Source organism: Cognatundibacterium griseum, assembly GCF_014284195.1.
Taxonomy (GTDB): domain Bacteria; phylum Pseudomonadota; class Gammaproteobacteria; order Burkholderiales; family Burkholderiaceae_D; genus Undibacterium; species Undibacterium griseum.
This window is the reverse complement of the sequence record NZ_JACOGC010000001.1, coordinates 1-13,547: the sequence shown is the minus strand read 5'-3', so window position 1 is coordinate 13,547 and position 13,547 is coordinate 1. Positions and strand designations below refer to the sequence as shown.

Below are 13,547 nucleotides of genomic sequence, written 5' to 3'. Positions count from 1 at the left end.
TTACTCTTTTTCCATGACGCCCAGCAATTGCAGCAGGCTGGTGAACAGGTTAAACAGCGTCACATACAGATTGACGGTCGCCATGATGTAATTGGTTTCGCCGCCGTGAATGATGTTGCTGGTTTCAAACAGAATCATGCCGGACATCAGCAGCACCATGACCGCTGAAATCGTCAGCGACAACGCTGGAATCTGGAAGAAGACCGCACCCAGGCTGGCAGCCAGCGCGACCAGCATGCCGGCGATCAGAAAGCCGCCAATGAAGCTGAAATCACGTTTGCTGACCAGCACATAGGCCGATAATCCGAGAAAGATCAGGCCCGTCATGCCCATTGCCGACATCACGATGCCGGTGCCGCCCTGCATGTGCAGATAATGACTGAGGACAGGGCCCAGGGTGTAGCCCATGAAGCCGGTCAGCGCAAAGACAGTAAGAATTCCCCAGGCACTGTTGCGCAGCCTGTTGGTGGCAAACAGCAGACCAAAATAGACGATCAGGGTCAGGAACATGCCGGGACCGGGAATCGCGAATGTGATCGTCGCTGCAGCCGTCAGCGCGGAAAACAGCAGCGTCATCGACAGTAACAGATAGGTATTGCGTAACACCCGGTGGCTGTCCGTTGCGCCAATATCGGTATAGTCAACGGTCTGCACATCACGGGCAGCGGTGCGGCCCAGAGAGCGATTCAGAATTCTCATGCTTTTCTCCTGAAATTGGAAAGCGCTTGCCAGGGTCGGCAGGGTATGCGCCTGAAAAACCTTTTTTATAAAGGCTCATTCAGTGTAGCGGCGGATGATGAACAATAAAAGTCGAATATAATTGATGAATACTTCGTAAAAATCGATGAGTTAAGGCAAATGCCAACATTGAACTACAAGCATCTGCATTATTTCTGGGTTGTGGCAAAAGCCGGCAGCATCGCCCGCGCCAGCGAGCAGCTGCATCTGACACCGCAGACCATCAGCGCGCAGTTGAGTTTGTTTGAAGAAATGCAGGGCGAAGCGATGTTTCGCAAAAATGGCAGAAATCTGGCGCTGACCGAAGCCGGACGCCTGGTGCTGAGCTATGCCGATGAAATCTTCACGCTGGGACAGGAGCTGGAGGAGGTCTTACACCACCGTCCGACAGAGCGCACCCTGCAGTTGCGGGTGGGTGTATCGGATGCTTTACCGAAAACGGTGGCCTACCGTCTGCTAGAGTCGGCCCTGCAATTGCCACAGACGCTGCGCATCAATTGTCGTGAAGGAAAACTGGAAATCTTGCTGGGGGAGCTGGCCGCACACAAACTCGATGTGGTGCTGTCAGACAGTCCGATGCCCGCCACTGCCAGTGTGCGTGCCTACAGCCATCTGCTGGGTGAGTCCGGCATCAGTTTCTTTGCCACGGCTGGCTTAAAACAGCAACTCAGTTCCGGTTTTCCGGCGTGCTTGGAAGGCGCAGCTTTTCTGTTGCCGGGGGAGGATGCCGCACTGCGGGCCCGCTTGCTGCAGTGGCTAGATCAGCATGAACTGCATCCCCGGATTGCCGGAGAATTTGATGACAGTGCGCTCATGAGCGCATTCGGTCAGGCTGGCGCCGGGATTTTTGCGGCACCGACAGTCATTGCCAGTATGGTGATGCGGCAATACGATGTGCAGCTGATCGGGCAGACCGATGAAATCTGGGAGCAGTTCTATGCCATCTCGGTCCAGCGCAAATTGACACATCCTGCCGTATTAGCCATCAGCCAGGCTGCCCAGCAGAACTGGACGCAACCCGCATAACCTGGGCAGCCCGGTTATGCGGGGCTGTTGTTGAAACACCCCCGGTTTAGAGGTGTAAAAGAAAAATGCACCTGAAAAATCAGGTGCATTCGGATGACTGTAAAGCCAGTGTGCTTGATGCCGTTGGTGTGTAATCAGCGGCGACCGAGCAGCGATTTGACTGTCCGGTCCATCGGAACGGCGTAATCGTAAGTGCTGAGCACAATATTGTCGCCAGGACGAATCAGTTTCAGATTAACGAAAACCAGCTTTTCACTCTCTGCGTAAGTGCCGACAATCACGGCCTGTGCACTGTGATTTTGCGCAACTTCTTTAATCTCACGGGTCAACAGCAACTCACCGACATTTTGTTTGATGAAAACTTTATCGCGGAATTTCATTTCCAGCATCGGATAGCCGGAACGGGTGAATTGTCCGGATACCTGTTCCGCCACAATCCGCCCAAATGGCGAGGATTCTTCCAGGGCGTTGATATTGGCAAGGGTGGCAACGATCAGTGGACGGGATTTATCCAGGCTTGCTCCGGCAGCGGTAATCAGCGCGCTAGCGGCCTTCTGGTTCATGGGGATAAATTCATTGGATTCAGCTTCTTTCCAGGACATCACTCCGGAAGAAGCCGGCGGAGTGTTTACCAGGCTCATGTTAGAACATGCGCTGAACAGCAGACCGCAGCCGATTGCAATTACAAGCTTCTTCATCATTATTGTCCCCCGGTGACTTTAAAATTAAACCCGCCATCCCTGTTATACAGCGAGGCGTCATATTCATTAACTGGATAAGCGTCTGTACGACGTGCTACATACTGAGAATTTTTGACCAGTGAAGTCGTGACAATGATTTCATAGGCGGGCGTTGCCGCTGTTGTCCCGCTACCATTGCCTGCGACCGGAATACCGAGGAAGCGCCGGTTAACCTGACGTTCGGAAGAAAAACGCACCAGTTGCGTATCAATATCAATAATTTGCGCGGTGCCATCATTGAACTTACGTACCAGTACGCCCTGATTGACCAGAGAGGTGACCACCTGCGTATAAAACGCCTGACTGAAATTGCTGGGATTGACCGGTGGCGTCACATAAACAGGCGCGCCAATTTTGTCCGTGCCGAGCTTGATCTGATCTGCTACGTCCTTGGCAATTAATAACCAGTTTGAAACCACTTGCAGATCGGCATGTTTGCCATCGGCATTGTTAGCAGAACTGCCTTGCTGTAACGGCGTGGAGCATGCCGTTACCAATAAAGAAGCAACGACAACAGAAACCAATTTCTTCATGCGCTTACCTTTTTAACTTACTGCTGTTGAGTCCCGGCCCGAGAAGTCCGGTGAGGCTGATAAACAGCCTAAGAGCATACAACAAGTCTTATCTGGGAACAAAGAATTTGCTTCTAACCAATAACTAACAGAATTAATTTTTGATTAAGCTGATGATTTCGGTCGTTATTTCCTCCGAAATGTCGTTTTTTTGCTGCAAGCGAACTTAAAACGTTGTGAAACAGGTTCCTGATGCAAGCGGAAATCCCTGCAAAAATTCCGCTGCAGGCAAGCGTTTTCCACCCGGTTTTTGTAGTTCGGTGAGTTTCAGCACGCCTTGGCCGCAGGCGACCAGAACGCCGTCGTGTGGGTGGGCGCTGAGTATCTGTCCGGCGGGTTGATCTGACTGCATGCTGAGTGCTTCTGCGGCCCAGATTTTGATCGTTTGTCCCTGATATGCGGCGTGGGTGCCGGGAAATGGGGTGAATGCGCGGATTTTCCGGGCGATTTGCGATGCCGTGAGGCGGAAATCCAGTGCGGCTTCTTCTTTGCTGATTTTGGCGGCATACGTCACACCGTTTTCTGGCTGGACGGTTGACGGTAATGCCTGCTGTTCAAGTTGCTTCAGCGCTTGCACGATCATTTGGCCACCGAGGGTCGCCAGTTTGGCATGCAGGCTGCCGGTCGTGTCGTTTTCTTCAATGGCGAGACTTTGCCTGAGCAGCATCGGGCCGGTATCCAGACCTTCTTCCATCTGCATGACGGTGATGCCGGTTTCATGGTCGCCTGCTTCGATGGCGCGATGGATCGGGGCGGCACCGCGCCAGCGCGGCAGCAGCGAGCCATGAATGTTGAGACAGCCCAGACGCGGGATCTGTAATACCGATAAGGGCAAGATCAGGCCGTAGGCGGCGACCACCATGACATCATGTTCGGTTTCCCGCAGCAGTGCATGCGCCTGCGCTGCCGCCTCAGGATATTTACCGTCCAGTTTCAGCGATTGTGGCTGTGCAACTGGGATACCGTGCGTGATGGCGTACTGCTTCACAGCAGAAGCCTGCAATTGCATACCACGCCCAGCAGGGCGATCTGGCTGAGTGAGCACTAACGGGATGGTGAATCCCGCTTCATGCAGGGCTTTGAGGGCGACGGCAGCAAATTCCGGTGTGCCGGCGAAAATGACTTTCATCGGCGCTCACCCGATTTTTTCTGCATTTCCCGCTCTTCTTTTTGCAGTCTGGTTTTGATGCGGTTACGCTTCAGTGGCGACAGGTATTCAACAAACACTTTGCCTTTCAGATGATCCATTTCGTGCTGGATGCAGACCGCCAGCAAATCCGTTGCATGGATTTCAAATGAATTGCCGTCGGCATCCAGCGCGCGGACTTTGACTTCAGCCGGGCGTTCTACGCCGTCATAAATGCCGGGCACCGACAGGCAGCCTTCGTCATAGACCTTTTTTTCTGCGCTGGCCCAGATGATTTCAGGATTGATGAATACCTGCAGCTGGTCATTTGTTTCCGATACGTCAATCACCACCAGTTGCTCATGTACATCGACCTGGGTTGCTGCCAGACCAACGCCCGGCGCTTCGTACATGGTTTCGGCCATATCAGCCACCAGTTGCTTGAGCCGTGCGTCAAAAACGGTGACTGGTTTGGCCACTTTATGCAGGCGCGGATCGGGATAACGCAAAATATTTAATATAGACATAAGACATTTCACAACAAACCAGGATGGCTATTGCGCTGTTTTTCTTGCTAGTTCAAGGATTTATGGGCAGAATTTGATTCAATTTGGCAAGTTTTGCAAGCTGCCGCCTGTACGCAGGTGTCTGCGGGCCAGTTTGCTGTTTTGCAGCACTTTGCATCGGATCATGTTCATGAAAAAGTTTAGCACAATAGCCGCTTTTCTCGCTGGTGGTTTGCCAGTGATGACCAGTCTCGCGCTGGCAGCGCCCGGCGAGGCGACCACAGCCCAGGCACAGGCGATTGCCCGCAGCAGTCAATGCGCGTTTTTGCCGGATGCACCGGATAAACATGAGGTTGTCAGCGGCGACACGCTGTGGGGAATCGCCGGGCAGTTTATCCGGAATCCCTGGTGCTGGCCGCAGGTATGGGGGATGAACCGGGAAGAAATCCGTAACCCCCACTGGATCTATCCGGGGCAGATTATTTATTTTGACCGGGCCAATCAGCGTTTGCGGCTGGCGAATGCCACCGGCTCCTCCGGCATGGAGGGCGGTGTGCCAACGGTGAAACTGTCCCCGCGTTCGCGGGTGCAAGGTCTGGGCACGAATGCGATTCCGTCGATTCCGGCTTCTGCGATTGAGCCGTTCTTGTCGCAGCCGCTGATTGTCGAGCCGTCAGTGCTGGAGCGGACGCCGCGTATCGTTTCGGCCAGCGAGAGCCGCGTCAATCTGGGGCAGGGCGAAACGGCGTATGTCCGTGGCGATCTCGATGGTGGTACCTCGTTCCAGGTATTTCGCCCTGGCGTACCGCTGAAAGATCCGGATAACGGCAGTGTGATTGGCTATGAAGCTGCTTTTGTCGGTACCGTCAAGCTGGTGCGTGAACCGGACGACACCGAACGTAGTGACGTACACACGTTCAGCGTGGTGAATACCAAAGAAGAAATGTCGATCGGCGACCGTTTGCTGCCGATTCCGCCGACGCCGATCCTGAGTTATGTGCCGCATCCTCCGGCCGATGAGGTCAATGCGCGCGTCGTCAGTGTATACGGCGGTGTTTCGGTAGCGGGCCAGAACCAGATTATCGCCATCAACCGCGGACGGGAGCATGGGCTCGATCTCGGGACAGTGCTGTCGCTGGAGCGCTACGGACAGGTGATGAATGACCGTACGGATAATAACCGCAAGATCAAATTGCCGGATGTGCATTATGGCAATGTGTTTATTTTCCGTGTTTTTGACACGATTTCTTACGGTCTGGTGATGCAGGTGACTGATTTTGTCAAAGTGGGCGACGTCGCACGTTCTCCACAGCAGTAATTCCTGACGTCCGGATGGAACAGGATTTCTTCTCCTGGCTCCGGCTGGAGCAGACGTCGGGCGTTGGCCCGGCGACGGCGGCACAATTGCTTTCCGCATTCGGAACCCCGCAAGCCATTTTTACGGCCAGCCCGGATGCCTTGCGCAGCGTGGTATCCGCCAGAGTGACGGCCGCCTTGCTGAACGCCCCGGACCCAGCGTTGCAGCAGCTGCACGGACGCATACAGGATTGGTGTGCCGTAGCCGGGAATCAGGTGCTGACCCGCGCCGACCCGCGCTATCCCTCTGACCTGCTCGAAATTCCTGATCCTCCGCTGATCTTATATGTGAAAGGCCGCGTGGAACTGTTACGCGCAGCTGGCATTGGCATGGTCGGCAGCCGCCATGCCAGTACGCAGGGTGTCCGTGATGCGGCGCAATTCGCCGAGGCACTGAGTCAGGCAGGGCTGACGGTGGTTTCCGGTCTGGCTGCCGGCATCGACGCGGCGGCACATCAGGGAGCATTGCGCGGTGCAGGCTCCACAATTGCCGTGATCGGTACCGGCGCCGATATTGTCTATCCGGCCCGGCACCGCAGTCTGGCGCATCAGATCGCCGAAACGGGCTGTCTTGTGAGTGAATACCCACTGGGAACGCCAGCGATTGCCAGTAATTTCCCTCGTCGCAACCGGATTATTTCCGGTTTGTCCAAAGGCGTGCTGGTGGTGGAGGCAGCGGCGCAGTCCGGTTCCCTGATTACAGCCCGCATGGCTGCCGAACAGGGGCGGGATGTGTTTGCGATTCCGGGTTCTATCCATTCTCCGCTGGCAAAAGGTTGTCATCAGCTGATCAGGCAAGGCGCGAAACTGGTGGAAACTGCACAGGATATTCTTGACGAACTCCCGGACTATTTTTTGACTGCGATACCGCAGGCAGCGCCTGCCAGCCAGAACGATGCTGCATTACAGACTGCCGATGTACCGGCCTTGCTGACTGTGATGGGGTTTGATCCTCTGCCGCTGGATGTGCTGGCTATGCGCAGCGGGCTGGAGATTGCCGAACTCAGCAGCCAGCTGCTGGCGCTGGAACTGGCAGGCGAACTGGAATCCTTGCCCGGCGGCTTCTACCGCCGTCTGGGCTGAGCAAAGTTGTATCCCAATATACTCCCAGGGAGTATATTGGGATAGCCAGTCGATATGCGGAGCTCTGGTCGAAAAGGAAAGATACTCCCCCTTTATGCTGTGATAACGCCCTATCAGGCGGGGATATCTGAGCAGGGGGCTTGTTTGAAAAGCGTTCAGCAGATAGAGTAGGGGCATGTTTGATATTCTTGTTTACCTCTACGAAACGTATTATCGTCCTGATGCCTGTCCGGACACGGCGGCGCTGGTCAAAAAACTGTCTGCTGTCGGCTTTCCCGAAGATGAAATTTCTGAAGCCATTGACTGGCTCACAGGCCTGGCCAATACCAATCAGCAGACACAGACTCCCACCTGGACTTCCCAGGGCTTCCGGATTTATGCCCAGCCGGAACAGATTGCACTGGGCATGTCCGCCATCGGATTTATCCAGTTTCTGGAGTCTGCAGGCCTGCTGACTCCGATCCAGCGCGAAATCGTGATCGAACGGGCGCTGGCCGTCAACGAGTCGCCGCTACCGTTGGATAAATTGCGGATCATTGTCCTGATGATGCTGTGGAGTCAGGGTGCCGAGCCCGATATGCTGATGTTTGATGAGTTATTGTTGTCAGATGACGACAGTGCCCCGCGTCTTTTGCATTAATCTTTTCGTGAATCGGAGATTTCTGACAAAAATCGTGTCCAGAACGCGATTTTCCGGTCTGCACGTTTATCATTCCGCGTTGATTTAGGTTAGTCTTACGCTTATTTTGTAAAAATGTTGTTTATTAGACATTTTTGCGGCACAAAAAACTATTCGAGAACTCCGAAATGACAAAAACGCTCATCATTGCCGAAAAACCCTCCGTTGCCGCTGACATTGCGAAAGCGCTGGGGGGCTTCACCAAGCATGATGACTTTTTTGAATCTGACGACTACGTGCTGTCTTCCGCGGTTGGTCATTTGCTCGAAATTACCGTTCCGGAAGAATACGACGTCAAACGCGGCAAATGGAGTTTTACCCATTTGCCGATGATCCCACCGCATTTTGCGCTGAATCCGATCGCCAAAACTGAATCGCGCCTGAAAGTGCTGACCAAGCTGATCAAGCGTAAAGATGTGGCAAACATGATCAACGCCTGCGACGCGGGCCGCGAGGGAGAGCTGATTTTCCGGCTGATCGCGCAGCATGCCAAGGCCAAACAGCCGGTGCAGCGCCTGTGGCTGCAATCGATGACGCCGGCTGCGATCCGCGATGGTTTTCATAAATTGCGCAGCGATGCGGAAATGCTGCCGCTGGCCGATGCGGCGCGCTGCCGTTCCGAAGCCGACTGGCTGATCGGCATCAACGGCACCCGCGCGATGACGGCGTTCAATTCAAAAGAAGGCGGTTTTTATCTGACCACGGTTGGCCGGGTACAGACGCCGACCTTGTCGATTGTGGTTGAGCGTGAAGAAAAGATAAAGAAATTCGTCTCGCGCGACTTCTGGGAAGTCCGTGCCGAGTTCGTCTGCGCCGCCGGTATTTACGAAGGACGCTGGCTCGACCCGCAATTCAAAAAGGACGAACACGACCCGGAAAAGAAAGCCGAACGTCTGTGGAGCAAAGCGGCAGCGGAATCCATCGTTGCAGCCTGCCGCAGCCGTCAGGGTACGGTGACCGAGGAATCCAAGCCGGCGACCCAGATGGCGCCGGCCTTATTCGACCTCACCAGCCTGCAGCGCGAAGCCAATGCCAGATTCGGTTTTTCAGCCAAAAATACCCTCGGTCTGGCGCAAGCCCTGTACGAAAAACACAAGGTACTGACCTATCCGCGTACCGATTCCCGGCATCTGCCGGAAGACTATCTGGAAACGACGAAACAGATTCTGGAAACCGTTTCTGAAAATCACAACTATCAGCAGTTCGCCGCCCAGATTCTGAAAAACAAATGGATCAAGCCGAACAAGCGGATTTTTGACAATAGCAAAATCAGCGATCACTTTGCGATCATCCCGACCGGCCAGGCACCGAAAAATTTATCTGAACCTGAGCAAAAGCTATACGATCTGGTGACGCGTCGCTTCATGGCAGTGTTTTTCCCGGCGGCCGAATTCCAGGTCACAACCCGCATCACCGAAGTCTCCGGCCATCAGTTCAAAACCGAAGGCAAGGTCATGACGAATGCCGGCTGGCTGGCAATTTACGGCAAGGAAGCGCTGGAAGAAAAAGACGGCGAAGGCAAAGGCACGCTGGTGCCGGTCGCCAAAGGCGAAAAAGTCCTGACCGAAGAAATTGCCGCACATGGTCTGGTCACTAAACCGCCTGCACGGTATTCGGAAGCGACCCTGCTGTCGGCAATGGAAGGCGCCGGTAAACTGGTCGATGACGGCGACCTGCGTGAAGCGATGGCAGGCAAGGGGCTCGGCACACCGGCGACCCGCGCGGCGATCATTGAAGGCTTGCTGACCGAAAAATATTTACTGCGTGAAGGCCGCGAACTGATGCCGACCGCAAAAGCGTTTCAGCTGATGACTTTGCTGCGCGGCCTCGGCGTTGACGAGCTGACTTCCCCTGAGCTGACCGGCGAATGGGAATACAAGCTGTCGCAGATGGAAAAAGGCAAGATCAGCCGCGATGAATTCATGCGTGAAATTGCCCAGATGACACAGATCATCGTCAAACGCGCAAAGGAATACGACAACGACACCATCCCTGGCGACTATGCCACGTTGCATACGCCCTGCCCGCATTGCGGCGGTGTGGTCAAGGAAAATTACCGTCGTTTTGCCTGTACCAAGTGCGAATTTTCCATGAGCAAAACGCCTGGCAGCCGGCAGTTTGAAGTTGCAGAAGTCGAGGAATTGCTGGCGAAACGCGAGATCGGTCCATTGCAGGGATTCCGTTCCAAAATGGGAAGACCGTTTGCCGCCATACTCAAGATCGTGCCGGATACGGAACACCATAATCTGAAGCTGGAATTCGATTTCGGACAAAACCAGGATGAGGGTGAGGATGGCGAAGGCGTCGATTTCAGTGATCAGCAATCGCTTGGCCCTTGTCCGAAATGCGGTAGCGGCGTGTATGAAATGGGGCTGACTTACGTGTGCGAAAAAACGGTTGCCAAACCCAAGGCTTGTGATTTCCGCAGCGGACGTATCATTCTGCAGCAAGAAATTTTACCTGAGCAGATGACGAAGCTGCTGGTCGATGGCAAAACGGATTTGTTGCCCGGCTTTGTTTCTCAGCGCACGCGCCGTCCATTCAAAGCGTTTCTGGTGCGCGGGAAGGATGGCAAGGTCAGCTTCGAATTTGAAGAGCGCAAGGCGAAGGCTCCGGCGGCCAAAAAGACGGGTGCGGCGGCGGCAGCCAAAGCGGAGGCTGTTGCTGAAACTGCCGCGCCAAAGAAAACCGTTCGCAAGAAAAAAGCGGCCTGAACGGAAGGTTTTTGAGGTTTTATAACCGCTTTGTGCCTAGGGTTGTACAGTGGATGACGGATTCGTTATATTGTATGGATCATTTCCGGCAATCAAAAAACACCGATGGCACTGACTGATATTCTCTCGATTACCCGCACGGCATTTTTCAATGCCTTTGAACGCGCGGTCACCGATATTGTTCCAAATGCGATTGAGTCACTGTATCTGAAATCGGATACTGATTATCCGGCAGGCGAAAAGGCGGACGTGTTCAGTGCACGGCTTGTGCTGCAGGAGCGCAGGGAAGAATTGTTCCGGCTGCTCGGCGGAAACATGCAGCAGTTGCTTGACCGTAGCATGCAGACGGCCTATCAGACGTTTCGCCCTAGTTCATCTGCTTTATCCGTTTCTGCACAATCCCTGAGTTTGCTCGATTCATCGGCTTTTGAAGACTCTTTGCGTTTTAACAGCCTCACGCAATTGTTGCGTGATGCGGCAGGACAAGAACTGATTGATCTGAATATCCGCATCGCGGTTTTGTTCGGTCAGGATGACATCATTGAGCGGGAAAATCCGTTTCGTCCCTACCTGTTATTGCGCGCGCTTTCCCAGTCGGTGGACGCTTTGCGGCTGAATCAGGAGGTGACCGGCATACTGGTGACACACCTGGGGCAATGTCTGGAAGAAAAAGTTGCCACCATTTATCAGGAGGCAAATACCGCCCTTGAAAAGCAAGGTATTTATGCCCAGCTGACGCTGAAGATTAATAAGGCGCCTGAGAGCATCAGTCCTGTCGGTCAGCAGGCAAGTGAATTCCGATATGGTGCAACCTCGTCTGCCGGTTATGCACCATCTGCTGAGATGTCTGCGGGCGCTTATGCAGGCGGAGTGAGTGGCACTCATTTTCCGCCGCTGGAACCCGTGTCTGCAATCAGCATGGAACGCCTGTTTCAGGTTTTACGGGCTGATCGGGCCGCCCCCGGATCACAGGTATCTCTGCAGATGCCGCAGTCTGTTGCACATGTACCTTCGGCTTTAAACTGGTTGCCGCATGCAGTCAGTTTGCGCGATCAGCTGGCACAAATGTTTTTTGCTGGGAATACACCAGCGCCAGTGACCGGCAAGTCCGGGGAGGTTGATCAGGTCGATCAGACAGCCCACGGTGACCAGCTCATCCGCACACTGGGAGAGATGCACAAATCTCAGGTGCCGGATTGTTCTCAAATGCTGAAAGAGGATGAGGTCCGCAACCTGATTTATGAACAGCGTTCAGCCTTGATGGCGCTTGCGGATTCCGGTAAAGAATCCATGACGATCGACATGATGGCAATGTTGATGGCATCTGTGCTGAAAGATCCTCTGCTGACCGTCTCCCTGCGCACGGAACTGGGGCGGCTGGCCTATCTGCTGTTGCAGCTCGCTTTGCTGGAACCGGATTTTCTGCATCAGCCGGAACATCCTGCACAAGTACTCTTGAACAGAATCAGTACCGTAACCATCGGAGCCCAACACCTGCCGGCCTTCAATCCCCGTCTGGAGGAAGAGATTACCCGGATTTTCAAAACCCTTGCGCGCCATGATTGCAGTGTGCCGGGATTGTTTGAACGGATTGATCATCGCTTTGAGACTTTCGTTTCACGGGAACTGAAATCCCACAATAAACAAATCCGGCGTGTCGTTAAATCGATCGAGGAAGCCCAGATTCGTTATACCCAGTTTGTACAAACGGCTGCCTTACTGAAAAGAATACTGAGTGCCCGCGCAGTTCCGGATCAGTTCCGCAATATCCTTGAAAATGATTGGATACGCGTCATTTACATGGCCGAACGGCGTGATGCTGCGCTGGCCCGGCGTCTCAGGATGTTTGTGCCCGACATTCTCTGGAGCATGTTGCCCAAGATGTCCCCTGAAGACAATACTCAGCTGTCGGTGAGATTGCCGCAGTTACTGGCCGACCTGAGGCTTGGGATGGAGTTGCTGTCCTGGAGTCAGTTCAAACAGAATGCCTTACTAAATTGGCTCAATGATGCGCATGGCCGCGCGCTGCGGACAACGGAACGGGATATGCCGGCCGAGCCGCTGGCGGAGGTGCGTCAGGCATTTCGGGAATTCCTGCAACAGCAGCCGGTCATGCCACCTGCTAATCTGACTGAGGCGGAATATGCAGAAATGCTGGTATACCTGAGAGACGTGTTGGCCAAAGTCGGGGTCGAGGCAATTTTGCTGAACGAGGGATCGCCAGCAGAAGAGATGGCTGGGCAAATGGCTGGTATTGCCGAACCTGTCAAATTAACACCATCATCCAAGGCGCTGCCGCGTTCTTTGGTAAGCGGCACCCCTGTAATTTTTAATATGCCGGATCTGATGGGACAAGGCTGCATCAACTGGGTCAATCCCAATAACAGTAATTTCGTCCTCAGTGTGGAGGGGCAGGAAGTGCCGGTTATCCTGAGTGCCCCCGGTTTCGTGGCGCTATCCCAGCAAGGCGCAGTAAAGCTGGTTGAAACGGCGCCCTTATTTGAGCGGGCTATTCATACGCTGATCCGCTCTGCCGAATTATTGGAAAAGTAACTCTTCCAAATGACGCGCTTAAAGTGCTGCTCCTCGATGGTATGACACGACATCGAAGCTGGTAAGCAGTTGCTGAGTGCGTCTATTTTCTGGTACCGCGAATGATTGATCGGAGGGGCATGTCATTCAAACATTGTCCGGGACGATGATTGTTTAAACCGGGTAGTTGACAGTGTGCGTTAAGTCGTTCATAATCTCGTTTCTCTGCTGCTGACGAACAAAACGCTTCGCCAGCAAGCTCTAAAAGCCAGCAGACAAGACAGCGATCTTTAACAATTAACAGTCAATAAATGTGGGCACTTGATGAAAGCGCACCGGTCAGTGTAACTGGCCGGCATGCTTAAAAAATATCAAATGTTCGCAAGAAATAACAAAGCAAGACGGTTTTCAGCAATGGAAGCCGAACTGTCAGTATTTTGAGTGAGCGACACCTTCGCAAGAAGGAGTTCAGAAA

Annotated in this window: 11 protein-coding genes; 6 read left to right on the top strand and 5 right to left on the bottom strand. The window is 53.8% G+C overall.

What is annotated here, in order from left to right; all coding sequences use genetic code 11:
- Complete coding sequence (locus H8K27_RS00055; RefSeq protein WP_186861216.1) at window positions 1–699, bottom strand: Bax inhibitor-1/YccA family protein; 699 nt, start codon at window positions 697–699, stop codon at window positions 1–3.
- A gap of 159 nt (window positions 700–858) precedes the next feature.
- Here H8K27_RS00055 and nhaR point away from each other — a divergent pair, with 159 nt between their 5' ends.
- The gene (gene nhaR, locus H8K27_RS00050) at window positions 859–1,764 is read left to right on the top strand and encodes a transcriptional activator NhaR (RefSeq protein ID WP_186861215.1); all 906 of its coding nucleotides are present in this window, start codon (window positions 859–861) and stop codon (window positions 1,762–1,764) included.
- A gap of 134 nt (window positions 1,765–1,898) precedes the next feature.
- On the opposite strand, the gene H8K27_RS00045 is transcribed toward nhaR, so the two are convergent.
- The 4 genes from H8K27_RS00045 to def form a co-directional block, all read right to left on the bottom strand.
- Window positions 1,899–2,405, bottom strand: coding sequence for a FlgO family outer membrane protein (locus H8K27_RS00045; protein WP_186861214.1), 507 nt, complete (start codon window positions 2,403–2,405; stop codon window positions 1,899–1,901).
- A 59-nt stretch (window positions 2,406–2,464) separates the two neighbouring features.
- Entirely contained in the window at window positions 2,465–3,037 is a 573-nt protein-coding gene (locus tag H8K27_RS00040) for a hypothetical protein (RefSeq protein ID WP_186861213.1), read from the bottom strand.
- 205 nt (window positions 3,038–3,242) lie between these two features.
- On the bottom strand, window positions 3,243–4,205 hold the full coding sequence (fmt, locus tag H8K27_RS00035) for a methionyl-tRNA formyltransferase (protein ID WP_186861212.1): 963 nt from the start codon (window positions 4,203–4,205) through the stop codon (window positions 3,243–3,245).
- The gene (gene def, locus H8K27_RS00030) at window positions 4,202–4,729 is read right to left on the bottom strand and encodes a peptide deformylase (RefSeq protein WP_186861211.1); all 528 of its coding nucleotides are present in this window, start codon (window positions 4,727–4,729) and stop codon (window positions 4,202–4,204) included. The genes fmt and def overlap by 4 nt, the downstream gene beginning before the upstream one ends.
- 169 nt (window positions 4,730–4,898) lie before the next feature.
- On the opposite strand from def, the gene H8K27_RS00025 reads away from it, so the two are divergent.
- The 5 genes from H8K27_RS00025 to H8K27_RS00005 all read left to right on the top strand — a co-directional run bounded on the left by H8K27_RS00025 (window position 4,899) and on the right by H8K27_RS00005 (window position 13,093).
- Window positions 4,899–6,026, top strand: coding sequence for a LysM peptidoglycan-binding domain-containing protein (locus tag H8K27_RS00025; RefSeq protein WP_186861210.1), 1,128 nt, complete (start codon window positions 4,899–4,901; stop codon window positions 6,024–6,026).
- Between the two features lie 14 nt (window positions 6,027–6,040).
- A complete protein-coding gene (gene dprA, locus H8K27_RS00020; RefSeq protein ID WP_186861209.1) occupies window positions 6,041–7,147 on the top strand; it encodes a DNA-processing protein DprA in 1,107 nt (368 codons plus the stop codon).
- Between the two features lie 175 nt (window positions 7,148–7,322).
- Complete coding sequence (locus H8K27_RS00015) at window positions 7,323–7,787, top strand: Smg family protein (protein WP_186861208.1); 465 nt, start codon at window positions 7,323–7,325, stop codon at window positions 7,785–7,787.
- A 167-nt stretch (window positions 7,788–7,954) separates the two neighbouring features.
- Window positions 7,955–10,540: a DNA topoisomerase III gene (locus tag H8K27_RS00010; RefSeq protein ID WP_186861207.1), complete on the top strand. Its 2,586-nt coding sequence runs from the start codon at window positions 7,955–7,957 to the stop codon at window positions 10,538–10,540.
- Window positions 10,541–10,645: 105 nt separating this feature from the next.
- A complete protein-coding gene (locus tag H8K27_RS00005; RefSeq protein ID WP_186861206.1) occupies window positions 10,646–13,093 on the top strand; it encodes a DUF1631 family protein in 2,448 nt (815 codons plus the stop codon).
- The last annotated feature ends 454 nt before the right edge of the window (window positions 13,094–13,547 follow it).

Excerpts from the sequence above, each read along its gene's own strand:
- H8K27_RS00055 (WP_186861216.1), bottom strand. The coding sequence starts at position 699 with ATGAGAATTCTGAATCGCTCTCTGGGCCGCACCGCTGCCCGTGATGTG.
- nhaR (WP_186861215.1), top strand. The coding sequence starts at position 859 with ATGCCAACATTGAACTACAAGCATCTGCATTATTTCTGGGTTGTGGCA.
- H8K27_RS00045 (WP_186861214.1), bottom strand. The coding sequence starts at position 2,405 with ATGAGCCTGGTAAACACTCCGCCGGCTTCTTCCGGAGTGATGTCCTGG.
- H8K27_RS00040 (WP_186861213.1), bottom strand. The coding sequence starts at position 3,037 with ATGAAGAAATTGGTTTCTGTTGTCGTTGCTTCTTTATTGGTAACGGCA.
- fmt (WP_186861212.1), bottom strand. The coding sequence starts at position 4,205 with ATGAAAGTCATTTTCGCCGGCACACCGGAATTTGCTGCCGTCGCCCTC.
- def (WP_186861211.1), bottom strand. The coding sequence starts at position 4,729 with ATGTCTATATTAAATATTTTGCGTTATCCCGATCCGCGCCTGCATAAA.
- H8K27_RS00025 (WP_186861210.1), top strand. The coding sequence starts at position 4,899 with ATGAAAAAGTTTAGCACAATAGCCGCTTTTCTCGCTGGTGGTTTGCCA.
- dprA (WP_186861209.1), top strand. The coding sequence starts at position 6,041 with ATGGAACAGGATTTCTTCTCCTGGCTCCGGCTGGAGCAGACGTCGGGC.
- H8K27_RS00015 (WP_186861208.1), top strand. The coding sequence starts at position 7,323 with ATGTTTGATATTCTTGTTTACCTCTACGAAACGTATTATCGTCCTGAT.
- H8K27_RS00010 (WP_186861207.1), top strand. The coding sequence starts at position 7,955 with ATGACAAAAACGCTCATCATTGCCGAAAAACCCTCCGTTGCCGCTGAC.
- H8K27_RS00005 (WP_186861206.1), top strand. The coding sequence starts at position 10,646 with ATGGCACTGACTGATATTCTCTCGATTACCCGCACGGCATTTTTCAAT.